This window comes from Streptomyces sp. SCL15-4 (assembly GCF_033366695.1).
Taxonomy (GTDB): Bacteria; Actinomycetota; Actinomycetes; order Streptomycetales; family Streptomycetaceae; genus Streptomyces.
Genome location: NZ_JAOBTQ010000001.1, coordinates 5,954,838 through 5,980,498 on the forward strand (window position 1 = coordinate 5,954,838; position 25,661 = coordinate 5,980,498).

At 72.0% G+C, this 25,661-nt stretch carries 17 protein-coding genes; 10 read left to right on the top strand and 7 right to left on the bottom strand.

The annotated features are described in order from the left end of the window. The first annotated feature begins 124 nt into the window (after positions 1-124). Positions 125-571 (top strand): Rrf2 family transcriptional regulator, encoded by a 447-nt coding sequence (locus tag SCK26_RS26710; RefSeq protein WP_318203874.1) that lies wholly within the window; start codon positions 125-127, stop codon positions 569-571. Positions 572-578: 7 nt separating this feature from the next. On the opposite strand, the gene SCK26_RS26715 is transcribed toward SCK26_RS26710, so the two are convergent. Then, positions 579-1,763 carry a globin domain-containing protein gene (locus SCK26_RS26715; RefSeq protein WP_318203875.1) on the bottom strand — a complete coding sequence of 395 codons (1,185 nt, stop codon included), beginning with the start codon at positions 1,761-1,763 and terminating at the stop codon, positions 579-581. A 307-nt stretch (positions 1,764-2,070) separates the two neighbouring features. Here SCK26_RS26715 and glnA point away from each other — a divergent pair, with 307 nt between their 5' ends. Both glnA and SCK26_RS26725 read left to right on the top strand, forming a co-directional pair. Then, entirely contained in the window at positions 2,071-3,432 is a 1,362-nt protein-coding gene (glnA, locus tag SCK26_RS26720) for a type I glutamate--ammonia ligase (RefSeq protein ID WP_318203876.1), read from the top strand. 137 nt (positions 3,433-3,569) lie between these two features. Next, positions 3,570-6,332: a P-loop NTPase fold protein gene (locus SCK26_RS26725; protein WP_318203877.1), complete on the top strand. Its 2,763-nt coding sequence runs from the start codon at positions 3,570-3,572 to the stop codon at positions 6,330-6,332. 84 nt (positions 6,333-6,416) lie between these two features. Here SCK26_RS26725 and SCK26_RS26730 read toward each other — a convergent pair whose 3' ends face one another. The 4 genes from SCK26_RS26730 to SCK26_RS26745 form a co-directional block, all read right to left on the bottom strand. Further along, complete coding sequence (locus SCK26_RS26730) at positions 6,417-8,777, bottom strand: Orn/Lys/Arg decarboxylase N-terminal domain-containing protein (RefSeq protein WP_318203878.1); 2,361 nt, start codon at positions 8,775-8,777, stop codon at positions 6,417-6,419. Positions 8,778-8,919: 142 nt separating this feature from the next. Continuing rightward, positions 8,920-9,939 carry a TolB-like translocation protein gene (locus SCK26_RS26735; protein ID WP_318203879.1) on the bottom strand — a complete coding sequence of 340 codons (1,020 nt, stop codon included), beginning with the start codon at positions 9,937-9,939 and terminating at the stop codon, positions 8,920-8,922. Further along, positions 9,936-11,189 (bottom strand): MFS transporter, encoded by a 1,254-nt coding sequence (locus SCK26_RS26740; RefSeq protein WP_318203880.1) that lies wholly within the window; start codon positions 11,187-11,189, stop codon positions 9,936-9,938. Before SCK26_RS26740 ends, SCK26_RS26735 begins: the two co-directional genes overlap by 4 nt. A 1-nt stretch (position 11,190) precedes the next feature. Then, entirely contained in the window at positions 11,191-12,078 is an 888-nt protein-coding gene (locus tag SCK26_RS26745; RefSeq protein WP_318203881.1) for an alkaline phosphatase family protein, read from the bottom strand. 127 nt (positions 12,079-12,205) lie between these two features. On the opposite strand from SCK26_RS26745, the gene SCK26_RS26750 reads away from it, so the two are divergent. Next, positions 12,206-13,087, top strand: coding sequence for a DUF72 domain-containing protein (locus tag SCK26_RS26750; protein WP_318203882.1), 882 nt, complete (start codon positions 12,206-12,208; stop codon positions 13,085-13,087). Between the two features lie 458 nt (positions 13,088-13,545). Further along, on the top strand, positions 13,546-16,539 hold the full coding sequence (locus SCK26_RS26755) for a bifunctional [glutamine synthetase] adenylyltransferase/[glutamine synthetase]-adenylyl-L-tyrosine phosphorylase (RefSeq protein WP_318203883.1): 2,994 nt from the start codon (positions 13,546-13,548) through the stop codon (positions 16,537-16,539). 188 nt (positions 16,540-16,727) lie between these two features. Here the strand turns inward: SCK26_RS26755 and SCK26_RS26760 are convergent, their stop codons facing one another. Further along, positions 16,728-17,600 carry a phosphatase PAP2 family protein gene (locus SCK26_RS26760; RefSeq protein WP_318203884.1) on the bottom strand — a complete coding sequence of 291 codons (873 nt, stop codon included), beginning with the start codon at positions 17,598-17,600 and terminating at the stop codon, positions 16,728-16,730. An 88-nt stretch (positions 17,601-17,688) separates the two neighbouring features. After that, on the bottom strand, positions 17,689-18,714 hold the full coding sequence (locus SCK26_RS26765; protein ID WP_318203885.1) for a LacI family DNA-binding transcriptional regulator: 1,026 nt from the start codon (positions 18,712-18,714) through the stop codon (positions 17,689-17,691). Between the two features lie 342 nt (positions 18,715-19,056). Between SCK26_RS26765 and SCK26_RS26770 the strand changes: the two genes are divergently transcribed. The 5 genes from SCK26_RS26770 (at position 19,057) to SCK26_RS26790 (ending at position 25,597) form a co-directional block, all read left to right on the top strand. Next, on the top strand, positions 19,057-20,325 hold the full coding sequence (locus SCK26_RS26770) for an extracellular solute-binding protein (RefSeq protein WP_318203886.1): 1,269 nt from the start codon (positions 19,057-19,059) through the stop codon (positions 20,323-20,325). Between the two features lie 103 nt (positions 20,326-20,428). Beyond that, entirely contained in the window at positions 20,429-21,433 is a 1,005-nt protein-coding gene (locus SCK26_RS26775) for a sugar ABC transporter permease (RefSeq protein WP_318203887.1), read from the top strand. A 19-nt stretch (positions 21,434-21,452) separates the two neighbouring features. Continuing rightward, positions 21,453-22,358, top strand: coding sequence for a sugar ABC transporter permease (locus SCK26_RS26780; RefSeq protein ID WP_318203888.1), 906 nt, complete (start codon positions 21,453-21,455; stop codon positions 22,356-22,358). Positions 22,359-22,406: 48 nt separating this feature from the next. Next, on the top strand, positions 22,407-24,071 hold the full coding sequence (locus tag SCK26_RS26785; protein WP_318203889.1) for a glycoside hydrolase family 13 protein: 1,665 nt from the start codon (positions 22,407-22,409) through the stop codon (positions 24,069-24,071). A gap of 149 nt (positions 24,072-24,220) precedes the next feature. After that, on the top strand, positions 24,221-25,597 hold the full coding sequence (locus SCK26_RS26790) for an alpha-amylase family protein (protein ID WP_318203890.1): 1,377 nt from the start codon (positions 24,221-24,223) through the stop codon (positions 25,595-25,597). Positions 25,598-25,661 lie beyond the last annotated feature (64 nt).

Sequence of the window (25,661 nt, forward strand, 5' to 3'; positions counted from 1 at the left end):
TGGAGAGGAGCGGGTGGGGACGGTGGGGCCCGCTGATCGTAATGCGGAAAAGGCCGGCTTCCGTAGGGACCGCACAGCACACGGATAATTTGAAGCCAGGATGCGCATTACCTACGCTCGCGGTATGCGGCTGTTGCGCTCCACCGATCTGGCCCTGCGCGTCCTGATGCGACTCGCCGTCGCCGCCGACGCCACTCCCACCACGCGCCAGGTCGCCGCCGACATGGAAGTGCCCTATACGCATGCCGCGAAGGTGGTCGCCGAACTCCAGCACCTCGGCCTGGTCGACGCCCGCCGGGGCCGGGGCGGCGGGCTGGCGCTGACGGAGAAGGGGCGTACGGCGTCCGTGGGCGCGGTGGTGCGCACCTTCGAGGGCGAGGGCGACGTGGTGGACTGCGAGGGCACGCCGGCCTGCCCGCTGCGCTCCGGCTGCCGGCTGCGGGGCGCGCTGCGACGGGCCCAGGAGGCGTTCTTCGCCACCCTGGACCCGGTCACGATCTCCGACATCGTCACCGACCCGACCGGCCCCCTGCTGCTCGGTATCTCACGGGGGCCGGCGGAACGGGACTGAGGCGTTCCTAGCCCCGCGCCAGCCACAGGTCGGGGCCGAAGACCTCGTAGTGGATGTCGGCCGGGGCCACGCCCTTCCCGATCAGCTGGGCGCGGACGGCGCGCATGAACGGCAGCGGGCCGCACAGGTACGCGCGCGTGCCGGGCCGTACGGCGAGGTCCGCCAGGTCGACCAGGCCGGTGCGGGTGCCGGGCTCGGCGTCCCGCTCGTAGAAGAAGCGCACGTCGGCGTCGGCCAGCTTGCCGGCGTAGGCGGTGTGGTCGGCGCGCAGGGCGTGGTCGGCGGGGGAGCGGTCGCCGTGCACGACGGTGACCGGGCCGCGGTGGCCGCCGGCGGCGAGGTCGGCCAGCATCGCGATCATCGGGGTCACGCCGATGCCCGCCGAGGCGAGCAGCAGCGGAGCGGTGTCACCGGCGTCCAGGACGAGGTCGCCGTACGGCTCGGACAGCTCCAGCACGTCGCCGGGCCGCACGTGCGCGTGCAGGTGGGCGGAGACCTCGCCGTCGGGGGTCGCGCCGCCGCGCACCCGCTTGACGCTGAACTGCCGCACCGACTCGGCCGGCGCCCCGGTCAGGCTGTACTGGCGGATCTGCCGGGCGCCGTCGGGCAGGGTGACGCCGACGGAGACGTACTGTCCGGCGCGGAAGGCCGTCACCGGGCCGCCGTCCGCCGGGCGCAGCCGGAAGGTGACGACGTCCGCGGTCTCCTCGACCCGCTCGACCACCTCCCAGCGGCGCGGGCCGGGGCCGCCGCTCTCCTCGTAGAGCCGCTTCTCGACCGCGATGAGCGCGTTGGCCATCAGCCAGTAGACCTCGTCCCAGGCGGCGGCGACCTCGGGAGTCACGGCCTCGCCGAGGATCTCGGCGATCGCGGCGAAGAGGTGCTCGTGGACCACCTGGTACTGCTCGGGCGCCACGCCCAGGGAGGCGTGCTTGTGGGCGATGCGGGCGAGCATCGCGTCCGGCCGCCGGTCGGGGTGCGCGACCAGGTGCGTGGCGAAGGCGGCGATGGAGCCGGCGAGGGCCTGCCGCTGGGTGCCGGCGGCCTGGTTGCCGCGGTTGAACAGGTCCCGCAGCAGCTCGGGGTGGGCGGCGAAGAGGCGGTCGTAGAACCGCTCGGTGATCTCGCCGATGGCCGCGCCGACGGCGGGCAGGGTGGCGCGGACGGTGGCTGCGGACTGTTCGGTCAGCATCGGGACTCCTCGGAGAACTCGGCTGATCATCACGGTAAGAAAATTGGCATCTGAGATGCAAATTAAACGGAGGTGGTGTCGGTCACGAGGGAAGCGGACCGGCCATTACGGATACCGGTGCGAGCAGGCAAGATGGGCGAGAGCGCAGTACACCCGCCGTACGAGAGGCGTTCAGCACGTGGACGCGTCCGCGATCAAGGTCCGCAACGCGCGCGAAATGGTGTTGTGGTGGGATGCTCAGGTGCCCGACCGCCTCCCGCGGTATGGGGGACAGGCGGCCTGACCAGCAAGGATGGGGAAGCGGAAGATGGACAAGCAGCAGGAGTTCGTGCTCCGGACGTTGGAGGAGCGCGACATCCGGTTCGTACGCCTGTGGTTCACGGACGTGCTGGGCTTCCTCAAGTCCGTCGCCGTGGCCCCCGCCGAACTGGAGCAGGCCTTCGACGAGGGCATCGGCTTCGACGGCTCCGCGATCGAGGGCTTCGCCCGGGTCTACGAGTCCGACATGATCGCCAAGCCGGACCCGGGTACCTTCCAGGTGCTGCCGTGGCGCGCGGAGACCCCCGGCACGGCCCGCATGTTCTGCGACATCCTCATGCCGGACGGCTCCCCGTCCTTCGCCGACCCGCGCTACGTCCTCAAGCGCGCCCTCGCCCGCACCTCCGACCTGGGCTTCACCTTCTACACCCACCCGGAGATCGAGTTCTTCCTGCTGAAGGACCGCCCGCTGGACGGCTCCCGCCCCACCCCGGCCGACAACTCCGGCTACTTCGACCACACCCCGACCAACGTCGGCATGGACTTCCGCCGCCAGGCGATCACCATGCTGGAGTCGATGGGCATCTCGGTGGAGTTCTCCCACCACGAGGGCGCGCCCGGCCAGCAGGAGATCGACCTGCGCTACGCCGACGCGCTGTCCACCGCCGACAACATCATGACCTTCCGCCTGGTCATGAAGCAGGTGGCGCTGGAGCAAGGGGTCCAGGCGACGTTCATGCCGAAGCCGTTCTCCGAGCACCCGGGCTCCGGCATGCACACCCACCTGTCCCTCTTCGAGGGCGACCGGAACGCGTTCTACGAGTCCGGCGCGGAGTACCAGCTCTCCAAGGTCGGCCGCTCCTTCATCGCGGGCCTGCTCAGGCACGCGGCGGAGATCTCCGCGGTCACCAACCAGTGGGTGAACTCCTACAAGCGCATCTGGGGCGGCTCCGAGCGCACGGCGGGCGCCGGCGGCGAGGCCCCGTCGTACATCTGCTGGGGCCACAACAACCGCAGCGCCCTGGTCCGCGTCCCGATGTACAAGCCCGGCAAGACCGGCTCGGCCCGGGTGGAGGTCCGCTCCCTGGACTCCGGCGCCAACCCCTACCTGGCCTACGCCGTCCTCCTCGCCGCCGGCCTGAAGGGCATCGAGGAGGGCTACGAACTCCCGCCGGGCGCCGAGGACGACGTCTGGGCCCTCTCCAACGCCGAGCGCCGCGCGATGGGCATCGAGCCCCTGCCGCAGAACCTCGGCGAGGCCCTGACCCTCATGGAGAGCAGCGACCTGGTCGCCGAGACCCTCGGCGAGCACGTCTTCGACTTCTTCCTCCGCAACAAGCGCCAGGAGTGGGAGGAGTACCGCAGCGAGGTCACCGCGTTCGAGCTGCGGAAGAACCTGCCGGTGCTGTAGGCGCCGCTTTCCGTTCCGAGCGGGGCCGACGGTCATCCGACCGCCGGCCCTTCTTCGGCTCGGCCGTGTGCGAGGCGCCCGGCTGTCCCTCCCCGGCGGGCGTCACTATCATCCAGGCCCATCGTGGAGGGGGCTCTATGGACGACCAGTACCGCTCGCTTTACGAGCGGCTGCTCGGCGTGGTCTGGGAAGACCGCGCAGAAGCGGAGATCTACGGCAAGGCCGTGGAACTCTGTCTCGAAGAGCCGGACATCACCAGGCGCCTGGGCGCGCGTCCGGGCGCCAGCGCCGAGGCCATCCGTTCCGCCATGGCCGCCGAGGCCAACGCCACCCGCGCCGTGGAGCCCGCCCGGGCGACCCTGGACACCTTCCGCCGGCAGCTGTCCGCCGCCCGCAAGTCCGACGCCGACCAGGCGGGCCGCCTGCGGGCGATGACCTGGAACTGGCGGACCGGCAGCCCCCCGGTTCTCTGCTTCCTCGCGCTGATGTCCTGGTTACAGGTCAGACCGGGCGCCACGGTCTACGCGACCGCCGCTCTGGCCGCGGTCGCGACCCTGGCCGCGCTGTCGCGCGCCGAGGGCCGGCGCACCTTCGGCCTGGTGCTGGTGTTCCTCTGCCTGGCCCCCGTACAGGCGTTCCGCTCCATGCGGGCCGACCGGGCGGGGAACACGTGGGCGGAAGACCTCCGGGTCAACGGAGTGAAACCGCTGGTGAAACGGGTGCTGGACGCCCTTCTCGGCGACGACCCGGACGAGTTGCTGTTCCCGGACAGCTATGAGGGATTCAGGACCAGCGCGAGCCGTCCCTACTTCGTGCACAGCGTCGGAGCGGAGCAGCTCACGCGCAAAATGGGGCACATGGACGGCGGGACCATCGCCCTCTGCGGTCCCAGAGGTTCCGGCAAGACGACCCTGCTCGAACACTGTGTGACCGAGAACGACTTCTCGGTGATGACGTCGGCGCCGGCCACCTTCGCTCCCCAGGACTTCATCGTCTCCCTGTTCTCCGCCCTGTGCGAGCGCTACATCGAGAGCGAGGGATACCGGGCGCCCGACTTCGCGCGGATCACCACGACCGGGCGGGCCGTGCGGCGCGTGCTGCCCTGGGTGCGGCGCACCACCGGATGGATGTCCTACGCCCTTCCGGCGGTCCTCCTGATCGGCCTCGGCACCTTCGCGGCGATGCGCTCCCTGGAGCAGCGGCACGGACCGTTCCTCACCGCGCAGACGCGGCACTTGCTGGACGGTGTGACCGGCCTCGTGGCCGCCGTCTGGCGGGGCGAGAACATCGGAGCGGGTCTGGCGCTCGCCCTGCTGGGCGTCATGGTCTGGAGGACCAGGAAGAACCGGGTCGTTCTGCGGGCGCTCAAAGACCTCTGGGTGTGGGGCACCGGCGCCATCGGCCTGACGCTGGTGGCCGTGCCGGCCGTCTCCGTGTTCCGCGACCCGGAGCTGGAGCGCAACTGGGACCGGCTCCTGGCGGACGACTTCGCGTTCGTCCTCCTCGCGATCTGCGCCCTGCTGTACGTGTTCTCCGACTCCCGTGACAACGACAGGCACATGTCCGTCGGCCGGTGGGAGATCTCCTACCGGCGGATACACGCCGCCCGGCGTCTGCTGAGCGTGGCGGGCATCGCCTACGTCTATGTCCGTCATGCGGCCCTGCGCGACCTGGTCACCGACGACGACAACCCGGTGCGCGTCCTGTCCGTGCTGACCGGTGTGGCGCTCATCAAGATCGGCGAGTGGAATCCCAAGCCGGGCGAGCCCCGCCTGGTGAGGCGGTGCCGCGATCAGCTGTACCGGCTTCAGACCGTCCAGAGCACCACCTCCACCCTCACTCTCGGCACTTCCCAGATCGTCTCCCTGGGCAGCTCGCACGCGACCGCCGTCACGACCGTTCCGCCGAACCTCCCCGCACTCGTCGCGGACTTCCGCGCACTGCTGTCGGACATCGCCCTGAGCAGGTCCCTGCAGGGAAAGCGGACCGTCATCGCCATCGACGAGCTGGACCGGCTGGGCAGCGACGTGAAGGCGCTCGCCTTCCTCGGCGAGGTGAAGGCCGTCTTCGGCGTCCCCCACGTCCACTACCTCGTCTCGGTGGCCGAGGACGTCGGGGCCGCCTTCGTCCGCAGAGGCCTGCCCTACCGGGACGCCACCGACAGCTCCCTCGACGACGTCGTCCACGTCCAGCCGGGCACCCTCGCGCAGTCCAGGAGGATTCTGCAGAAGCGGGCCCCGGGCATATCGCCCCCGTACGTGGCACTGGTGCACGCCCTGTCCGGAGGCATCCCGAGAGACCTGGTGCGCTACGGCCGCCGCGTCATGGAGACGGAGAAGAAGGCCGGTACGGTCGAGCTGTCGGACATATCCCGGACGCTCGTCCTCGACGAGCTGTACGAGACCCTGTCGGGCTTCCGCGTCCTGCTCGGCCGGCAGGAATGGACCGAGGCCGCGAGTCCGGTGCTGGAGTCCTTCAGGAGGCTCATGGCGCGCCTGAAGTCGGGAACCGGCGACCTGCGCGCCCTGCGCCGGGACCTCACCGATTTCGCGGAAGGACGCCGCCAGTTCGACTTCTCCGGCGGCTTGCCGCCTCTCGGGGCGGAGACCTCCAGACTGCTGGTCGAAGCGTCGGCCTACGCGTATTTCTCGCTCACCCTGCTGGACGTCTTCGGCACGGAGGGTTTCACCCGACGCAGCGAGAGGGCGTTCGCGTCTGCCGACGGGGACCCGCAGCTGCTCGCGGAGGCCAGGCAGGAGCTGGCCGTGTCGCCGTACACGGCCAGATCGCTGCTGCGGTCGGTCCGCCGGGCCTGGGGACTGCCGGTGCAGGGCCGGGCGCACGCGCCCCGCGGAGCCGGCCGCCGCCCCCGGCCCGTCCCCGGGCAGCGGACCCCGTGAGCCCTCCCGGGCCGGGCCCGGGCCCGGGAGGGCCGCAAGGACCGCGACGGCACCCGCCGGCCCGTCACGGCGTCGGTCCCGGCGTCAGTCCCGCAGCAGGCACTCGATCTCGTAGTCGCCCGTGTCCTCGTCGATCGTCACGCCGTGGGTCTCGCTGCGGAAGCCCGGGAAGCGGCGGTCGAAGGTTTCGAGGGCGGTGAGGTAGCGCAGGAGGGGGCCGTCCGAGGCGCCGGTGGACTCGCCGGGCATGAGGACCGGGATGCCGGGCGGGGTCACCGTGACCATCGCCGCCGCCACCCGCTGCGCCGCGTCGGCGATGCGGACGCGCTCGGTGCCGCCGCGTACCAGCCGCTGGTAGCAGTACTGCGGCGGGTGCACCGGCTCCGGCAGCTCCTGGAACGCGGTGTCCAGCAGCTCCACCAGGCGGGCCGAGCGCAGCTCGTCGTGCATCTCCTGGCACAGCTGCCGCAGGGTCATCCCCGAGTAGCGGCGCGGATGCTCGGCGACCGCCTCGGGCAGGACGCGGTCCAGCGGGGCATCGGTGTCGTAGAGGGCCTTGAAGTCCATCAGGGCGTCCAGCAGCGTGCCCCACTTGCCCTTGGTGATGCCCATGGAGAACAGGATCAGCGTGGTGTAGCTGTCCGTCTTCTCGACCACGATGTTCCGGGTGGCCAGGTACGCCGTCAGCACCCGCGCCGGGATGCCCTCCTCGGCCATCTCGCCGGTCGCCGTGATCCCGGGACAGGTCAGCGTGACCTTGACCGGGTCCAGCATGCAGTGGCCCTCGGTCAGCCCGGGGAAGCCGTGCCAGGCCGCGCCCGGCTCCAGCAGCCAGCAGGACTGCTCCCGGCCCAGCAGCTCCGGCGGGGCCTCGTCGAAGGCCAGCCGCTTGCCCGTCGCCGGGTCGGTGACCTCCTGCGGCTGCCAGACGCCGAAGAACCACGGCGGCCGGTCCCCGGCGCTCGCCACCCGCCGTCCCAGCCGCACCATCTCCTGCCGGAACCGGATGGCCTCGGTGACCGCCTCGTCCACCAGCCACTCGCCCTGCGGCCCGTCCATCATCGCCGTCGCCACGTCCAGCGAGGCGATCATCGGATACAGCGGCGAGGTGGTGCCGTGCATCATCAGCACCTCGTTGAACCGGTCGTGCTCCACCGGGGCCCGGGGCGCCGGCCGTACGTGCACCATCGCCGACTGCGACAGCGCGGCCAGCAGCTTGTGCGTGGACTGCGTGGCGAACACCGTCGGCCGGTCGGGGCCGGGGAATGCCGCCTCGTCCACGGACATGCCGTACCGGCCCGCGTACAGCGGGTGGAAGCGGGCGTAGGCGAACCACGCCTCGTCGAAGTGCACCCGGGGCGTGCTGGCCGCGAGCGCCTTCGCGGCCGGTACGGCGTCGTAACTCAGGCCGTCGTACGTGGAGTTGGTGAACACCACGTACTGGGGGTCGCGGGAGGCGGCACCCTCGGCGAGGGGGTGCGCGGCGATCCGGGCGGCGATCGAGTCCGCCGCCAGCTCGGCCGGGGGCAGCGGGCCGGCCAGGCCGTAGCCGTTGCGGGTCGGGATGAGGTAGACCGGCCGCGCGCCGGAGACCACCAGCCCGTGCAGCACCGACTTGTGGCAGTTGCGGTCCACCAGCGCCAACTCGTCCTGCGTCACGCTGAAGTGGCCCACCAGGCGGTTGCAGGTGGAGTCGCCGTGCAGCACGAAGTAGGTGAGGTCGGAGCCGAAGACGCGGGCCGCGTTGCGCTCGGCCTCGCCGATGGGCCCGGTGTGCTCGAACAGCGAGCCCAGGCCCTCCACCGAGATCGACAGGTCGGAACGGAGCAGCCGCTCGCCGAAGTAGTCGTGGAAGGCCCGCCCGGCGGGCGACTTCAGGAAGGCGACGCCACCGGAGTGGGCCGGCGTGTGCCAGGAGTACTCGTGCGCGTCGTGGAAGCGGCGCAGCGCCCGGAAGAACGGCGGCAGCACGTCCTCCCGGTAGTCGCGGGCCGCGCTGGTGACGCGGCCCGCGATGAATCCGGGGGTGTCCTCCAGGGGCCAGACGTATCCGACCACCGTCTCCGACACCCACAGCGGCAGTTCCTGCATGCCCTCCTCGGCGGCCATCACCAGGAACACCGGCAGATCCCGGTAGCGCCGCCCGATGCGGCGCAGTACGGCGGCCCCGCCCGGCTCCCCGTCGACGGTGCCGGCCGGCCCGGCGAGCGCCGCCCCGGGACCGTCGCCGGCCCGCGGGCTCCCGGGCAGGTCCCAGGCGACCAGGGCCGCCGCCAGTCCCGCCTCGGTGCGCAGCACCGCGTCGGCGTCCTCCGCGGTGACGGCCCAGCGCACGCCGAAGCCGTCCCCCTCCACCGCCTCCCGGATCTTCCGCAACTGCTCGGCGGCGGCGCTCTCCGCGCGCGGGTGCTCCGGCACCGCCACCAGGATCCTGCTCTCGCTCATCCCGTGCCCTGCCCTCTCCCGGCGGCCGCCCGGCCGCCGCCCGGCACAGTCTCCGGGGCGGTCCGCCGGGCGGCCGGGCGGCGGCGACGGGAGATCATCCGGATGGCGCACGACCCGGCCCCGCGTCGACGCAAGCGAACGGCTATCCGAGGTACGCCGGTGACACCGCGGCCCGGCTGATCTCGCGTGCCCGGCCCGATCCGTCCGCCGGGACCTGGTACAGGTCGGCGCCGTAGTCGCCGGGCAGGGCGTACACGAGCGTGTGCGCGTCCCGCCACACCGCCTGGTCGTCCACGCTGCGCGGCTCGGCGAGCGCCGTCTCGCGCAGCGTGCGCAGATCGAGCACGTACAGCCGCCAGGGCGCGTCCTTAGGCAGCCCCGCCACCCGCTTCTTGTACGCGACCCGGGTGCCGTCCGGCGACAGCGACGGGCACTCGACGTTGGCGTGCAAGGTGGTGACCGTCCGCGCGCGCAGGTCGCCGCGGACCAGGTACGTGCGGCCCTTCGTCGCCAGCGTCGCGTAGAACGTACGGTCGTCGTCCGCGAACGTCACGCCCCAGAAGTTGACGTCCGCCGCCCGGTAGGCGCGCCCGTCCTTGACGATCCGGAACGCCTCCAGGGAAGGGATCAGCTTCCCGCTGCGGGTGTCCACGACCGCCGTCCGGGTGGAGAAGTCCGTCCCGGCGTACGAGTCGCCGCCCACGAACGCCGTCCAGGCGGCGAAGTGTCCGGTGGGGGAGACGCGGGCGCGGGAGGGGATGCCGGGCACGTCGTAGCGGTGCCGGGTGCGCAGGCCGGCGTTCAGGACCAGCGCGCGGTAGGTGTCCGACACGGGGCCGTGCACGGCCTGGAGGCACACTCCGGTGCCCGCGGCGGCGTAGAAGCGCAGGCACTTGAGCCCGGCGGCGGTGCGCGGCCCGTCCGGATCACCGGCCGGGACGGCCGTCAGCTCGTCCCGGTGCGGCCCCCACGCCAGGTTCCGGAACACCAGCCGCCCGGAGGCGCGCAGCGACACCGCGCCGGACGTGACGCGCGGCCCGCCCGCCTGCGTGTGCTCACGGCGCTCGGCCCGCGCGGAGGCGTGCAGGACGGCGGCCAGCCCGACCGCCGCGAGCACGGCGAGGGCCGCGACGAGGACCAGCACCCGGTTGCGTACGCTCACGCGCCCACCACTCCCTTCGGACGCAGCGTCAGGGCGAACGCCACGCACCCCACGAGCGCCACCGCCGCCCCGGCCAGCGCCGCCCGGTCGCCCCACGCCGTCCAGGCCGCGCCGAACAGCAGCGAGCAGGCGAACCGGGTCAGCGCCTGCCCGGTCTGTACGACGGCCAGCCCGGAGGAGCGCAGCGCCTCCGGCACGCTGTCGGAGGCGGCGGCCATCAGCACGCCGTCGGTGGCCGCGTAGAAGCAGCCGTGCAGGGCCAGCACCAGCCAGGGCAGCGCCGTGCCGTGCCAGGAGCCGAGCAGCAGCCCGTACCCGGCGAGCAGGGCGCCGTGGCCGACGAGGAAGACCGTCCAGCGGCCGACCCGGTCCGCGAGCCGGCCGAGCGGCATCGCCAGCAGCAGGAACGCGGCGGCCGTGCCCAGCGGCAGCAGCGCGAACCAGCGGTCGGGCACCCCGAGCCGGCGCTGGAGCAGCAGGTACACGAAGGAGTCGCTGACCGTGGCCAGGCCCAGCAGCAGCGCGCACACGGTGATCCGGCGCAGGTCGCGGCGGCGCAGCAGGCCGAACGCGGCCCGCAGCGTCGGCCGTTGTCCCGCCGCCGCCGCGCCCCGCCCGCCCGGCACGAACAGCACCAGCACCAGCACGCCCAGCACGGCGACGCAGAAGCTGACGGTGAACACCGCGTCGTAGCCGTCGACGGTGGCCCGCAGGATCAGGAACGCCGCCAGCGGCCCGAGCAGCGCCCCGGCGGTGTCCATCGCCCGGTGCACCCCGAAGGCCCGGCCGCGCGTCGCGGGTGTGCTGGACAGCGAGATCAGCGCGTCCCTGGGCGCCGTCCGCAGTCCCTTGCCGGTCCGGTCGGCGGCGAGCACGATGCCGATCGGGGTGAGCGAGTGCGCCACCAGCAGCAGCGGCTTGCACACGGCCGAGATGCCGTAGCCCAGCCCGGCGACCCACTTGTGGCGTCCGCCGCCGCGGTCGGCGAAGTGCCCGCCGACCAGCCGGACGAGCGCCGAGAACCCGTTGTAGACGCCGTCCAGCAGCCCGAATCCCAACGGTGACAGTCCCAGCCCGCTCACCAGGTACAGCGGCAGCACCGCCGTCACCATCTCCGACGAGATGTCGGTGACCAGGCTCACCGTGCCCAGCGCGAGCACGGTCGGCGCGACCGCCGCACGGCGCCGCCCGGCCGGGGGCCGGACGGCGTCATGAGCGGACGTACTGGCACGGCTGTCCGCTACGTACACGTCAGGACGCCCAGATGCCGGTGATGTCCTTGGCGGAGGCCGCGTTGCCCGCGTGCGTGCTCAGCCCCTGGGTGTCCTCCAGGGTGCGCAGCAGGTCGTAGTGGTTGTACGTGGTGCCGGAGGAGGAGCCGGCGGCGACGGGCTGCCCGTAGAACACCGTCGGGATCCGGTTGCCGCTCAGCCGGTTGTCCTCGTCGAAGGTGACGACGAGCAGGCTGTTGTGGGTCTTGGCCCAGGTCGCGTACGCGCCCAGCTTGTTCTTCAGCCAGGTGTCACCGGTGGACACCGAGCAGTCGTGCATGTCGCTGCACAGGTTCGGCACCACGAACGACAGCTGGGGCAGCGTCGAGTAGTCGGTGGGGAACTGCGCGAACGTCTTGGCGCTGGACGTGGGCACGTTGGAGAACCCGAACCACGGGTTGTGCTTGCGCGCGTAGTCACCGCTGCCGCACGTCGTCGAACCCTGGCTCGGCAGGGTCTCGTTGTAGCTGGCCCAGCTGCGGCCGGCGGCGATCATCTCGGACGCGAGGTTGGGCGCCTTCGAGAAGCCCGGGGTGTAACAGCTGTCGTCGGTGATCCCCTGGGTGGACCCGGAGAACATCGCGAAGTAGTTCGGCTGGCTCGGATGGGTCTCGGCGTACGACTGGGTCAGATCGGCACCTCCCGCCTTCAGCGAGTTGATGTACGGCGCGCTGGACGACCCGATGACCTGGCTGTACGCGTGGTTCTCGAAGACCACGACGACCACGTGGTCCGGGCTGGGCACGGCGCCCGCGGCGTGCGCGGACTCCTGGCCGAGCCCGGTCCACAGCCCGATCGCGGCCGCGGCGAGGGCCGCCGTGGCGGCCACCACGGCACGGGCACGGCGGTACACGGAACTGCCGGACACATCGACCTCCGGAAATGGATGGACGGCTGGCGGTGCGGACAGAGCATGCACACGCCAACAATCCCGCGCCCCACGCGGGCCGACCTCACGGGTGAAGACCCGATGAACGCCGGGTACTTGCGCTCCCATGGCGGACATCCTCATCGGCACCTGCGGCTGGACCGACCCCCACCTGCTCAAGAGCGGCTGGTACCCACCGGGCCACCGCGACCCCGAAAAACGCCTGCGCCACTACGCGACCCGCTTCCCGCTGGTGGAATCCGACTCCCCGTACTACGCCCTGCCCTCCGCCCGCACCACCACCCACTGGGCGGAGCGCACACCGCCCGGATTCCGCTTCGACGTCAAGGCGTTCTCCTTCCTCACCGGCCACCCCACCCGCCCCGCCGCCCTCCCTCCGGACCTGCGCGGCCGCCCCCGCGACGAGGCCCTGCGCACGGAAGTCTGGACCCGCTACGCCGAGGCCCTGACCCCGTTGCTCCACTCCGGCCGCCTCGGCACCCTCCTCTTCCAGTACCCGGCCTCCCTCCACCCCGGCCCCGAGGCCGAGACCTTCATCCGCACCGCCCGCGAACGCGCCCACGGCTGGCCGTTCGCCGTGGAGTTCCGCGACCCCGCCTGGTGGCACCCCGCCCACGCGGCCCGTACGACCGCCTTCCTGAAGGACCTGAACGCCACGGCGGTCGCCACGGACACCCCCGAGGACCGGCACCCCGTCCCCGTCACCACCCCCCGCCTGGCCGTCGTCCGCTTCCACGGCCGCAGCCCCCACTGGCGCACCGGCACCAAAGAGGAGCGCTTCCGCCACACCTACACCGAGCGGGAACTCACCGAGTGGCTCCCGCGCGTCCGTACCTTGGCGGCGGCCGCGACCGAGCTGCACCTCCTCTTCAACAACTGCTGCGCGGACGCGGCCCCGAAGGCGGCCGAGACGATGCGGGAGCTATTGAGCGCGAACGGGCTCCCGCACCAGAGGGCAGCGACGGAGGGGACACCGGCGGGGCAGTAGGGAGGCGGCGCGGACCCGCGGCCGCGCACGGCGGGAAGGGGACGTGGCGGGTCGTGTCCGCCCGCAGCGGCCGGCGAAAAGTCCGGAAACGCACGAGAGACAGGGCGCCGGACCGAGGACAGACACTGCCCGTCGCGGCCCCGACGCCGAACGCACGGCAGGCGCGACCGCGACCACGACGCACCCGCACGGGTCGCCGCAGGCACCGCGCCCCGCCACGACGCGCACGCACAGGCCGCCGCAGGCACCGCGCCCCGCCACGACGCGCCCGCACGGGCCGCCGCAGCGCGGCCACGCACCCGCACGGGCCACGTCCCCACACAGCCAGGCGCCGCACACGAGCCACGCACCCGCAGGCGGCGAATCACCGCCACCCCCACCCACGGCCGGAGGCCACCCCCGCCCCTCCGGTTAGGCTCTGGCCAGGACAACGCTCACCCCTCAAGGAGGCCACGGACATGACGCCGGGGCGCAGCAGCAGCACCTTCACCCGTCTGCTCCGACACGGCTTCACCGACCCCTCCGCCGCCGAACGCCTCCTGGACGGCCCCGAACTGGCGACCGTCCGCAACGACCCGGTCCTCCTCGAAGCCCTCGGCGCCACCGCCGACCCCGACCTCGCCCTGCACGGCCTGGTCCGCCTGCTGGAGGCCCAGCCCACCCCCACCGCCCACCGCGAACTGCTGGACACCCTCGTCGCGGCCAAGCCCCTGCGCGACCGCCTCCTCGGCATCCTCGGCGCCTCCACCGCCCTCGCCGACCACCTGGCCCGCCACCCCACCGACTGGCACGCCCTGGTCACCTACGAACCGCACGACCTCCACCCGGGCGTCACCGAGTTCGAACAGGGCCTGGCCGAGGCCACCGACCCGGTCACGCTCCGCGTCGCCTACCGCCGGTGCCTGCTGTCCATCGCCGCCCGGGACGTCTGCGGCACCACGGACGTCGCCGAGACCGCCGCGGAACTCGCCGACCTGGCCACCGCCACCCTCCGCACGGCCCTGGCCCTCGCGGAGGAAGCCGCCCCCGAGGACGCCGCCGCCTGCCGCCTCGCGGTGATCGCGATGGGCAAGTGCGGCGGCCACGAACTGAACTACGTCTCCGACGTCGACGTGATCTTCGTGGCGGAACCCGCGGAGGACACCCCCGAACCCCAGGCCCTCAGGTCCGCGACGAAACTCGCCTCCCACCTGATGCGGATCTGCTCCGAGACGACGGTGGAGGGCTCCATCTGGCCGGTGGACGCCAACCTCCGCCCCGAGGGCCGCAACGGCCCCCTCGTGCGCACCCTCAGCAGCCACCTCGCCTACTACCAACGCTGGGCCAAGACCTGGGAGTTCCAGGCCCTGCTCAAGGCCCGCCCGGTGGCCGGCGACCCGGCACTCGGCCAGGCGTACCTCGACGCGCTGCAACCCCTCGTCTGGCAGGCGGCCGAGCGGGAGAACTTCGTCCCCGACGTGCAGAAGATGCGCCGCCGCGTCGTGGAGAACATTCCCGCGGCCGAGATCGACCGGGAACTCAAACTCGGCCCCGGCGGCCTGCGCGACGTCGAGTTCGCCGTCCAGCTGCTCCAGCTGGTGCACGGCCGCACCGACCCCACCCTGCGCAGCGGCACCACCCTGGACGCCCTCCGGGCCCTCGCCGCCGGCGGCTACGTCGGCCGGGAGGACGCGGCCCGGCTGAACGAGGCGTACCGCTTCCTGCGCCTGCTGGAACACCGCATCCAGCTGTACCGCCTGCGCCGCACCCACCTCGTCCCCGAGGCGGAGGCCGACCTGCGCCGCCTCGGCCGCTCGCTGGGCCTGCGCACCGACCCGGTGACCGGGCTGATGCGCGAGTGGAAGCGGCACACCACGGTCGTACGGCGCCTGCACGAGAAGCTGTTCTACCGCCCGCTGCTCGACGCGGTCGCCCAGCTCGCCCCAGGAGAAGCCCGGCTGAGCGCGGAGGCGGCCCGGGAACGCCTCATCGCCCTCGGCTACGCCGACCCGGCCGCCGCCCTGCGCCACCTGGAGGCACTGGCCTCCGGCGTGTCCCGCAAGGCGGCCATCCAGCGCACCCTGCTGCCGGTGCTGCTCGGCTGGTTCGCCGACTCCGCCGACCCGGACGCCGGCCTGCTGAACTTCCGCAAGGTCTCCGACGCGCTCGGCAAGACTCCCTGGTACCTGCGGCTGCTGCGCGACGAGGGCGCGGCGGCGGAGAACCTGGCCCGCGTGCTGTCGGCGGGCCGCCTCGCGCCCGATCTGCTGATGCGCGCCCCGGAGGCGGTCGCCCTGCTCGGCGACGGCGACGGCGGCGGCCTCGCGCCCCGGCAGCAGGCCGCGCTGGAGCAGGAGGTCCTCGCGGCCGTGGGCCGCGCGGAGAACGCCGCGCAGGGCGTCACGGCGGCCCGCGGCGTCCGCCGCCGCGAGCTGTTCCGCACCGCGGCCGCCGACATCGTCGGCTCCTACGGCACCGAGACCCACCCCGCCGAGGCCGACCAGGGCGCCCTGGTGGACCGGGTCGGCGCGGCCGTCTCCGACCTCACCAAGGCCACTCTGGCGGGCACTCTGCGCGCGGTCGTCCGGGAGGGCTGGGGCGACACCCTGCCCACCCGGTTCGCCGTCATCGGCATGGGCCGCTTCGGCGGGCACGAGCTGGGCTACGGCTCCGACGCCGACGTACTGTTCGTGCACGAGCCGAGGGAGGGCGTGGCCGAGCAGGAGGCGTCGGCCGCCGCCAACCGGGTCGTCGCCGAGATGCGCCGGCTGCTCCAGCTGCCGAGCGCCGACCCGCCGCTGCTCATCGACGCCGACCTGCGCCCGGAAGGCAAGTCGGGCCCGCTGGTGCGCACCCTGAAGTCGTACGAGGCGTACTACCGCCGCTGGTCCCTGGTCTGGGAGTCCCAGGCGCTGCTGCGGGCCGAGCCGGTGGCCGGCGACGCCGACCTGGGCCGGCGCTTCATCGAGCTGATCGACCCGCTGCGCTATCCGGCCAAGGGCCTCGGCGAGGACGCCGTGCGCGAGATCCGCCGGCTGAAGGCCCGGATGGAGTCCGAGCGGCTGCCGCGCGGCGCCGACCCGAAGCTGCACACCAAGCTGGGCCCCGGCGGCCTGTCCGACGTGGAGTGGACGGTGCAGCTGCTCCAGCTCCGCCACGCCCACCGCGAGCCGGGCCTGCGCACCACCCGGACCCGCGAGGCGCTGGCCGCCGCGCGCGCGGCCGGGCTGCTGTCCGCCGAGGACACGGAGATCCTGGACGAGGCGTGGGTGCTGGCGAGCCGGGTGCGCAACGCGGTGATGCTGGTGCGCGGCCGGGCCGGGGACACCTTCCCCACCGAGCCGCGCGAGCTGGCCGCCGTGGGCCGCTACCTCGGCTACGGCGCCGGCCACGTCGGCGACATGCTGGACGCCTACCGCCGCACGGCCCGCCGGGCCCGCACGGTCGTGGACGACCTGTTCTACGCGGACTGACCCGGGACGGCATCGCACGGTCCGGCCGGTGGCCGTGGCGGGTGCCGGTGCGGGGCCGTGCCGTGCGGGCCGGTCGTGAGGTGCCGCGGTTCCCGGCAGGGGCCGGGGCCGGGCTGTACGGACGGTGTCCGGCCGCCGGGCCCGCACGGTCGTGGAGGATCTCCGCCACGCGGACCGGCGTGCGCGCGCTACACGGACGGTGCCGAACCCAGCGCCCGTCCGCCGGCTCCCGCCGGCCGCGCGGCCAGCCGGGGCAGTGCGTACGGCAGGCTGCCGTACCAGAGCCGGGCCGTCGCGTAGCCGAAGCCGAGGCAGACCACTCCGCCCACCGCGTCCAGCCAGAAGTGGTTGGCCGTGGCGACGATCACCACCAGGGTGACCACCGGATACAGCAGCCCCAGCACCCGCGCCCACGGCACCGACGCCAGCGCGCACACGGTCAGCCCGCACCACAGCGACCAGCCGATGTGCATCGACGGCATCGCCGCGTACTGGTTCGACATGTGCTTGAGGTCGCCGGAGGCCATCGAGCCCCAGGTGTGGTGTGCCATCACGGTGTCCACGAAGTGCCCGCCGCGCATCAACCGAGGCGGCGCGAGCGGAAACAGATAGTAACCGAGCAGTGCCACACCCGTGGTCGTGAACAGCACCAGCCGGGTCGCCGCGTACCGGCCGGGATGCCACCGGTACAGCCACACCAGCACTCCGAGCGTGATGACGAAGTGCAGCGTGGCGTAGTAGTAGTTCATTCCGATGATGAGCCAAGTCACCGAGTCGGCCGCGTGGTTGATCGTCTGCTCCACGCCGACGCCGAGCGCGTGCTCGGCCCGCCAGATCCAGTCCGCGTTGCGCAGCGCCGCCGTCCGCTGTTCCGGGACGGCGTTGCGCACCAGCGAGTACGTCCAGTAACTCACCGCGACCAGAAGGATCTCGAACCACAGCCGGGGCCGGCGACGGCGACGTGGCCGGCCGGCCGGACCCTGCCCGTTCTCGCCCGTGACGGCCCGCGGAGCGGCCACCTTCTCGCGACCGTCCGGCTCTGTCACGGTCGAGTCACTCATGGTCACAGAGTCTGCCAGAAAAGGATTCCCCGGCCGATCATCCCAAGGTTGGGTCCGCGGCGCACCTTCTGGGGCGTCCGCGGCGCCGCTACGAGGCGCGCGGCGCCGAGGCGGTCGAGCCGCGCACCACCAGCTCCGGCATGAACACGAACTCGCTGTGCGGCGCCGGGGTCCCGCCGATCTCCTCCAGCAGCGTGCGCACCGCCGCCTGCCCCATCGCCGGGACCGGCTTGCGGACCGTCGTCAGCGGCGGGTCGGTGAAGGCGATCAGCGGGGAGTCGTCGAAGCCGACCACGGACACGTCCCGGGGCACTTCGAGGCCCCGCTGCCGCGCCGTGCGTATCGCGCCCAGCGCCATCATGTCGCTGGCGCAGACCACCGCCGTGCAGCCCCGCTCGATCAGCGCCGCAGCCGCGGCCTGGCCGCCCTCCAGTGTGTACAGCGAGTGCTGGACCAGCTCGCTCTCCACGGTCTGCGCGGCGAGCCCCAACTGGTCCTGCATCGACCGGACGAAGCCCTCGATCTTGCGCTGCACGGGCACGAACCGCTTGGGCCCGAGGGCGAGCCCGATCCGGGTGTGCCCGAGCGAGACGAGGTGCGTCACCGCGAGCGTCATCGCCGCCCGGTCGTCGGGGGAGATGAACGGCGCCTGCACCTGCGGCGAGAACCCGTCCACCAGCACGAACGGCACGCCCTGCGCCCGCAGCCGCTCGTAGCGCTGCATGTCGGCGGTGGTGTCGGCGTGCAGCCCGGAGACGTAGATGATCCCGGCGACCCCGCGGTCCACCAGCATCTCGGTCAGCTCGTCCTCGGTCGACCCGCCGGGGGTCTGCGTGGCGAGCACCGGGGTGTAGCCCTGGCGGGTCAGCGCCTGGCCGATGACCTGGGCCAGGGCCGGGAATATCGGATTCTCCAGCTCCGGCGTGATCAGCCCGACCAGGCCCTCGCTGCGCTGGCGCAGCCGGACCGGGCGCTCGTAGCCCAGGACGTCCAGGGCGGCGAGCACGGATTGGCGGGTGGTGGCGGCGACGCCCGGTTTTCCGTTGAGGACCCGGCTGACGGTCGCTTCGCTCACCCCCGCCTGCGCAGCGATGTCGGCAAGCCGTGTGGTCACGCCACTGGACTGTACCGGTCGACCCCGCCCTTGCACACCGGCCGGACGCCGGGCGCGGACGGCCGGACGGCCCGCCGTGGGTTGCTGCCTCATCGCGGCTCCCTCGAGTCATGGTGGCAAGAGCTTGCAGAGTCTTGCACAAGTGCCCGTCGGCCGACGAACGGTTACGACCGGGTAACCATCGTGTTCCCTTGCACTTTTTTTCTGCAAGGTCTTTCGCAGCGCTTACATCGCTGTTACGTTCCCTGTCGCCCGGCCGCGGCAACGGCGCAGTCGGCAAGTCGCAGGGAGCGGGCGGGACCGTCCCCTGTACCACTCGGGCTTAACCCTCAAGGAGAACTCATGCGGCGTGGCATAGCGGCCTCCGCGCTGGTGGCGTCCCTCGCCCTGACGGCGACGGCGTGCGGCGGGAGCGACAGCGGGAAGTCGGACGGCCCGGTCACCATCACCTGGTGGGACACCTCCAACGCCACCAATGAGGCGCCGACGTACCAGGCCCTGGTCAAGCAGTTCGAGGCCGCGCACAAGGACGTCAAGGTCAAGTACGTCAACGTGCCCTTCGACCAGGCCCAGAACAAGTTCGACACCGCGGCCGGCGCCACCGGCGCCCCGGACGTGCTGCGCTCCGAGGTCGGCTGGACCCCGGCCTTCGCCAAGAAGGGCTTCTTCCTGCCGCTGGACGGCACCGAGGCCCTCGCCGACCAGGCCAAGTTCCAGCCCAGCCTGATCAAGCAGGCCCAGTACGACGGCAAGACCTACGGCGTGCCGCTGGTCACCGACACCCTCGCGCTGGTCTACAACAAGGCCCTCTTCCGGAAGGCCGGCATCACCGAGGCGCCCAAGACCTGGGACGAGCTGAAGGCCGACGCCGCGAAGATCAAGGACAAGGCCGGCGTCGACGGCTACTGGGGCTCCACCCAGGCCTACTACGCCCAGCCGTTCCTCTACGGCGAGGGCACCGACACCGTCGACGTCGCCGCCAAGAAGATCACCGTGAACTCGGCCGCCGCCAAGAAGGGCTACGGCACCTGGCAGAGCCTGTTCTCCGGCAAGGGCCTGCACAAGGCCGACACCACCGCCGACGCCTACGCCCACATCCAGGACGCGTTCGTCAACGGCAAGGTCGCCGCGATCATCCAGGGCCCCTGGGAGATCACCAACTTCTACAAGGGCTCGGCGTTCAAGGACAAGAACAACCTCGGCATCGCCACCGTCCCGGCCGGCTCCGCCGGCAAGGCGGGTGCCCCGACCGGCGGCCACAACCTGTCGGTCTACGCCGGCTCGGACAAGGCCCACCAGGAAGCGGCCCTGGAGTTCGTGAAGTTCATGACCTCCGCCGAGGCCCAGTCGACCGTGGCCCTGAAGAACTCCACCCTGCCCACCCGCTCCGACGCCTACACCGCGACGGTCAAGGCCGACCCGGGCATCGCCGGCTACCAGGGCGTCCTGGCCGCCGCCCAGCCCCGCCCGGCGCTGCCCGAGTACAGCTCCCTGTGGGTCCCGCTCGACACCGAGCTGGCCAAGGTCGGCGGCGGCAAGGAGTCGCTGGACAAGGGCCTGGGCAACGCCGAGCTGGCCATCTCCAAGCTGGTGGACGGCTTCGCCAAGTGAGCCCGCGTGGCCGCCGGGCCCTCCCGCCGTGAAGGAGGGAGAGGCCCGGCGGCCACCGCCCCGCGCCCAGCCCATCCCCTTGATCCTTTGAAGGTGTCGAACCATGACAGTCGCCATCGACCGCGCCACCGGCAAGCGCCGCGGTGACCGCGCGCCTCGTCCCGGGCTGGGGCAGCGCGTCCGCAACGGCCTCCAGAAGTACTGGTACGCCTACGCGATGATCGCTCCGGTGGTCGTCGTCCTCGGCGTCCTCGTCGGCTACCCGCTGGCGCGCGGTTTCTATCTGACCCTGACCGACGCCAACAGCCTCAATTCGGCGCGGACGATCGGCGTCAACCACATCGACGCCACCTATAAGTTCGTCGGCCTGGACAACTACCAGGACATCCTGTTCGGCCCGACGGCCTACGACCGGTTCTGGTCGCACTTCCTGTGGACCGTCTTCTGGACGGCCGCCTGCGTCGCCCTGCACTACTGCCTCGGGCTCGGCCTCGCGCTCATGCTCCACCAGAAGCTGCGCGGCCGTACCGTCTACCGGCTGCTGCTCGTCCTGCCCTGGGCCGTGCCGACCTTCGTCACCGTCTTCTCCTGGCGGATCATGCTCGCCGACTCCGGCGCGCTCAACCAGCTCCTCGGCAGCCTCCACCTGCCCCAGCCGGAGTGGCTGGAGGACACCTTCTGGCAGCGGTTCGCCGCGATCATGGTGAACACCTGGTGCGGTGTGCCGTTCATGATGCTCTCGCTGCTCGGCGGGCTGCAGTCCATCGACTCCACGCTCTACGAGGCCGCCGAGATGGACGGCGCGAGCGCCTGGCAGCGCTTCCGCCACGTCACCCTGCCCGGGCTGCGCGCGGTCAGCTCCACCGTGGTCCTGCTCGGCGTCATCTGGACCTTCAACCAGTTCGTCATCATCTTCCTGCTGTTCGGCAAGAACTCCGCCCCGGACGCCCAGATCCTCGTCACCTGGGCCTACCAGCTGGGCTTCGGCCAGCAGCCGCGCGACTTCGCCCAGTCCGCCGCCTACGGCGTGCTGCTGCTGTCGATCCTCACCGTCTTCACCTCCTTCTACTTCCGCTGGCTGAAGCGCAATGACCAGCTCGCCGTCTGACGCCGCAGGAGCCGCCGCCATGAGCACCACGACCCCGGACACCACCGAGACCGCGCCGGTCCCCGCCGCCGCGCCCGTCCGCCGCACCCGCCGGCGCGGCGAGCGCGGACCGCTCGGCACCGCCCTGCTGCACGGCGGCCTCGTCCTGGCCAGCCTGATCGCCCTCGCCCCGGTGGCCTGGCTGTGCTATCTGTCCCTCGGCCCGGACAAGGACGACTACCTCCACCCGGGCGGGATCGCGGGCAAGCTGACCTTCTCCAACTACGACTTCGTGCTCCGGCACACCGGCTTCTTCGACTGGTTCCGGTCGACGATGATCGTGGCCCTCGGCACCACCGTCATCGGTGTCCTCGTCGCCGCCACCACCGGCTACGCGGTCTCCCGGATGCGGTTTCCCGGCTACAAGCAGCTGATGTGGGTCCTGCTGCTCACCCAGGCCTTCCCGATCGCCATCCTGATCGTGCCGATGTACGAGATCTTCAGCGAACTCGGCCTCATCGACACCTACTGGGCGCTGATCGCCGTCAACTGCTCCACCGCCGTGCCGTACAGCGCCTGGCTGCTCAAGGGGTACTTCGACACCATCCCCTTCGAGATCGACGAGGCCGGACGCGTGGACGGGCTCACCCCCTTCGGCACCTTCTTCCGGCTGATCCTGCCGCTGGCCCGCCCGGGCCTGGCCGTCGCCGCGTTCTACACCTTCATCACCGCCGTCGGCGAGGTCGCCTTCGCGACGACCTTCCTGCTGGACGACTCCAAGTACACCTTCGCCGTCGGCCTGCAGACCTTCGTCAGCGAGCACGACGCGCAGTGGAACTACATGGCCGCCACCGCGGTGCTGATCGCGATACCGGTGACGGTGTTCTTCTACCTGGTGCAGAGGAACCTGGTCACCGGCCTCACCGCCGGCGGCACCAAGGGCTGACGCCCTCCACCGGACCCCACCACGCCCCCGTCACGTATCAAGGACGTCATGAGCCAGCAGCACTCCGCCGCACCGGCCCGCCGCCTCGTCACCGTCGCCGACCGCCGCGACTGGTGGCGGGACGCGGTCATCTACCAGGTCTACCCGCGCAGTTTCGCCGACGGCAACGGCGACGGCATGGGCGACCTGGCGGGCGTACGCTCCCGCCTGCCGTACCTGCGCGACCTCGGCGTCGACGCGGTGTGGCTCAGCCCCTTCTACGCCTCCCCGCAGGCCGACGCCGGCTACGACGTCGCCGACTACCGCGAGGTCGACCCGATGTTCGGCTCTCTGCTGGACGCCGACGCGCTGATCCGCGACGCCCACGCGCACGGCCTGCGCGTCATCGTGGACCTGGTCCCCAACCACTCCTCCGACCAGCACGAGTGGTTCAAGCGCGCCCTGGCCGAGGGCCCCGGCTCCCCGCTGCGCGAGCGCTACCACTTCCGCCCCGGCAAGGGAGAGAACGGCGAACTTCCGCCCAACGACTGGGAGTCCATCTTCGGCGGCCCGGCCTGGACGCGGGTGCCGGACGGCGAGTGGTACCTGCACCTGTTCGCTCCCGAGCAGCCCGACTTCAACTGGGAGCACCCGGCCGTCGGCGACGAGTTCCGCTCCATCCTGCGCTTCTGGCTGGACATGGGCGTGGACGGCTTCCGCATCGACGTCGCGCACGGCCTGGTCAAGGCCGAGGGCCTGCCCGACCTCGGCTCGCACGACCAGGTCAGACTGCTGGGCAACGACGTCATGCCGTTCTTCGACCAGGACGGCGTGCACGCCGTCTACCGCCAGTGGCGCCGCATCCTGGACGAGTACTCGGGCGAACGCATCTTCGTCGCCGAGGCGTGGACCCCGACCGTCGAGCGCACCGCCAACTACGTCCGCCCCGACGAACTCCACCAGGCGTTCAACTTCCAGTACCTGGCGACCGCCTGGGACGCGGAGGAGCTGCGGACGGTCATCGACCGCACGCTGGACGCGATGCGTCCGGTCGGCGCCCCGGCCACCTGGGTGCTGTCCAACCACGACGTCACCCGGCACGCCACCCGCTTCGCCAACCCGCCCGGCCTCGGCACCCAGATCCGCTCGGCCGGCGACCGCGAGCTGGGCCTGCGCCGCGCCCGCGCCGCCACCCTGCTGATGCTCGCCCTGCCCGGCTCGGCCTACCTCTACCAAGGCGAGGAACTGGGCCTTCCGGACGTCGTGGACCTGCCCGACGAGGTGCGCCAGGACCCGGCGTACTTCCGGGGCGCCGGTCAGGACGGCTTCCGCGACGGCTGCCGGGTGCCGATCCCGTGGACCCGTACGGGCTCCTCCTACGGCTTCGGCGGCGGCGGCAGCTGGCTGCCCCAGCCGCCGGCCTGGGCCGAGCTGAGCGTGGAGGCGCAGACCGGCGCGCCCGGCTCCACGCTGGAGCTGTACCGGGCGGCGCTGCGGACCCGCCGCGCGCACCCGGACCTGGGCGCGGGCGAGTCCGTGGAGTGGCTGCGCGCCCCCGAGGGCGTCCTCGCCTTCCGGCGCGGCGGGTTCGTGTGCGCGGCCAACACCACCGGAAAGTCCGTGACGGTCCCGTCCCACGGCCGTGTCCTGCTCTCCAGCGGCGAGGTGACCGAGGCGGACGGTGAGACGAAGGTCCCCGCCGACACCACCGTCTGGTGGACCACCGCCGACTGACACCCCGTCCGGAAGTTCTTGCATCAACCTCACCACGGCCCGCCGCCTTCCGTGCGGCGGGCCCCTGGCCTCCGCGTCACGCAAGCTTGCTGAAAGATTGCAGCAAGCGTCCGGCCGTCCCTGTCGCCTTCACCGTCGAAGGACTCCGCATGGCACGCAGCACGCTCCCCACGGCGGTCGCCCTCACCGCCGCCGCCTTGTTCGGCATGACCCCGGCCAGCGCCGAGGCCGCTCCGCCCGGCACCAAGGACGTCACCGCCGTCCTCTTCGAGTGGAACTACGCCTCCGTGGCCAAGGAGTGCACCACCGCGCTCGGCCCCGCCGGCTACGGATACGTCCAGGTCTCCCCGCCCGCCGAGCACATACAGGGCGCGCAGTGGTGGACGTCGTACCAGCCGGTGTCGTACCGGATCGCCGGCCGGCTCGGCGACCGCGCGGCGTTCCGGAACATGGTGGACACCTGCCACGCGGCCGGCGTGAAGGTCGTCGCCGACGCCGTCGTCAACCACATGGCGGCGGGTTCGGGCACCGGCACCGGCGGCTCGCCGTACACCAAGTACGACTACCCGGGCCTGTACTCCTCCTACGACGTCGACGACTGCACCGCCCAGGTGTCCGACTACTCCGACCGCTGGAACGTCCAGCACTGCGAACTCGTCGGCCTGGCCGACCTCGACACCGGCGAGGAGTACGTCCGCAAGACGATCGCCGGCTATCTGAACGACCTGCTGAGCCTCGGCGTGGACGGCTTCCGGATCGACGCGGCCAAGCACATCCCCGCCGCCGACCTGGCGAACGTCAAGAGCCGGCTGACCGACCCGTCCGTGTACTGGAAGCAGGAGGTCGTCCACGGCGCCGGCGAGGCCGTCCAGTCCGCCGAGTACACCGGCAACGGAGACGTCCAGGAGTTCCGCTACGCCTACGACCTCAAGCGCGTCTTCACCGGCGAGAAGCTCGCGTACCTGAAGAACTACGGCGAGGGCTGGGGCTATCTGAACAGCTCCGTCGCGGGCGTCTTCGTGGACAACCACGACACCGAACGCAACGGCAGCACGCTCAACTACAAGAGCGGCGCGAACTACACTTTGGCCAACGTCTTCATGCTGGCCTGGCCCTACGGCGCCCCCGACGTCAACTCCGGCTACGAGTGGTCGGACGCCGACGCCGGACCGCCGAACGGCGGCCGGGTCGACGCCTGCTGGCAGAACGGCTGGAAGTGCCAGCACGCCTGGCCGGAGATCAGGTCCATGGTGGCCTTCCGCAACGCGACCCGGGGCCAGGCGGTCACGAACTGGTGGGACAACGGCGGCAACTGGATCGCCTTCGGCCGCGGCACCAAGGGCTACGTGGCGATCAACCACGAGCAGAGCGGCATGACCCGCACCTACCAGACCTCCCTGCCCGCCGGTACGTACTGCGACGTCCAGCACAACACCCCGGTGACCGTGAACTCCAGCGGACAGTTCACCGCCACCCTGGGCCCGGACACCGCCCTGGCCCTGTACGCCGGCAAGCCGAGCTGCTGAGGAGTCACCCGCCGCGGTACCGAGACGGCCGCGCCGGCCGGGCGCCGTACCCGGCGGTGCGCGA

Excerpts from the sequence above, each read along its gene's own strand:
- SCK26_RS26780 (WP_318203888.1), top strand. The coding sequence starts at position 21,453 with ATGAGCACCACGACCCCGGACACCACCGAGACCGCGCCGGTCCCCGCC.
- SCK26_RS26770 (WP_318203886.1), top strand. The coding sequence starts at position 19,057 with ATGCGGCGTGGCATAGCGGCCTCCGCGCTGGTGGCGTCCCTCGCCCTG.
- SCK26_RS26710 (WP_318203874.1), top strand. The coding sequence starts at position 125 with ATGCGGCTGTTGCGCTCCACCGATCTGGCCCTGCGCGTCCTGATGCGA.
- SCK26_RS26725 (WP_318203877.1), top strand. The coding sequence starts at position 3,570 with ATGGACGACCAGTACCGCTCGCTTTACGAGCGGCTGCTCGGCGTGGTC.
- SCK26_RS26790 (WP_318203890.1), top strand. The coding sequence starts at position 24,221 with ATGGCACGCAGCACGCTCCCCACGGCGGTCGCCCTCACCGCCGCCGCC.
- SCK26_RS26775 (WP_318203887.1), top strand. The coding sequence starts at position 20,429 with ATGACAGTCGCCATCGACCGCGCCACCGGCAAGCGCCGCGGTGACCGC.
- SCK26_RS26785 (WP_318203889.1), top strand. The coding sequence starts at position 22,407 with ATGAGCCAGCAGCACTCCGCCGCACCGGCCCGCCGCCTCGTCACCGTC.
- SCK26_RS26755 (WP_318203883.1), top strand. The coding sequence starts at position 13,546 with ATGACGCCGGGGCGCAGCAGCAGCACCTTCACCCGTCTGCTCCGACAC.
- SCK26_RS26730 (WP_318203878.1), bottom strand. The coding sequence starts at position 8,777 with ATGAGCGAGAGCAGGATCCTGGTGGCGGTGCCGGAGCACCCGCGCGCG.
- glnA (WP_318203876.1), top strand. The coding sequence starts at position 2,071 with ATGGACAAGCAGCAGGAGTTCGTGCTCCGGACGTTGGAGGAGCGCGAC.
- SCK26_RS26750 (WP_318203882.1), top strand. The coding sequence starts at position 12,206 with ATGGCGGACATCCTCATCGGCACCTGCGGCTGGACCGACCCCCACCTG.
- SCK26_RS26760 (WP_318203884.1), bottom strand. The coding sequence starts at position 17,600 with ATGAGTGACTCGACCGTGACAGAGCCGGACGGTCGCGAGAAGGTGGCC.
- SCK26_RS26715 (WP_318203875.1), bottom strand. The coding sequence starts at position 1,763 with ATGCTGACCGAACAGTCCGCAGCCACCGTCCGCGCCACCCTGCCCGCC.